Origin of the sequence: Clostridium sp. AF50-3 (assembly GCF_003477445.1) — a bacterium.
Taxonomy (GTDB): domain Bacteria; phylum Bacillota; class Clostridia; order Lachnospirales; family Lachnospiraceae; genus Otoolea; species Otoolea fessa.
Map to the genome: position 1 here is coordinate 1 of NZ_QUDH01000053.1, position 811 is coordinate 811.

Here is an 811-nt window from a genome sequence, read left to right on the forward strand (position 1 = left end):
CCGGTATGGCTCATACGAAAATGTCCTTCTCTCTGACACGGAATACGGCAAGCTCCGGCAGGAGTTCCCAGGAGATTATCAGATGCGGGTGGAACGGCTCTCTGAGTATCCGCTTTGAGCTTTCTTTTATGAATATGGCTACGGATGCCTCGAATTTTGAGAAGATGGTGCGCATCCTGTACCAGAAGGATCATTTCAATCCGGTGCGCACGGAGTACAGCACCATGCTGCGCCGCCAGCTTGCCAGGCAACAACGGCCTGACCAAGACGAAGTACCTGACGTTTGGCATTGAAGCAGAATCCATGAAACAGGCAAAGCCGAGGCTCAATCACATTGAGATCGACCTGATGAACAACTTCAAACGCTTGGGTGTCCGGGCAAAATTGCTGAACGGTAAGGAACGGCTTCATCTGATGCACGATATGTTCCACATGGGTGACCATGACCGATTCAATTTCGATTGGAAGTGGCTGCCGGAGAGCGGGCTGTCGGTAAAGGACTTTATTGCCCCGACCGGGTTTGCCTTTCCGAAGAACCGTGTTTTTCAGATGGGTGGGATGTATGGTTCCATGTCCTATCTCCAGATTACGGCTTCCGACCTGTCGGATCAGCTGCTGAAGGACTTTCTGGATATGGAATCCAGCCAGATTGTGACCATGCACATTCAGTCGGTAGACCAGAACAAAGCAATCAAATCCATCAAGCACACCATTACGGAGCTGGATCGTTCCAAGATTGAGGAACAGAAGAAAGCTGTCCGTTCCGGATACGATATGGACATCATTCCGTCAGATTTGGCAACTTACGGCA

2 pseudogenes are annotated in these 811 nt (G+C 50.4%); both read left to right on the plus strand.

The features are described 5' to 3' along the window. Positions 1 to 109 (plus strand): annotated as a pseudogene (locus DW085_RS20095) (helix-turn-helix domain-containing protein); the annotation flags it as partial. Further along, positions 105 to 811 (plus strand): annotated as a pseudogene (locus DW085_RS18785) (conjugal transfer protein TraE); the annotation flags it as partial. The pseudogenes DW085_RS20095 and DW085_RS18785, both read left to right, overlap by 5 nt.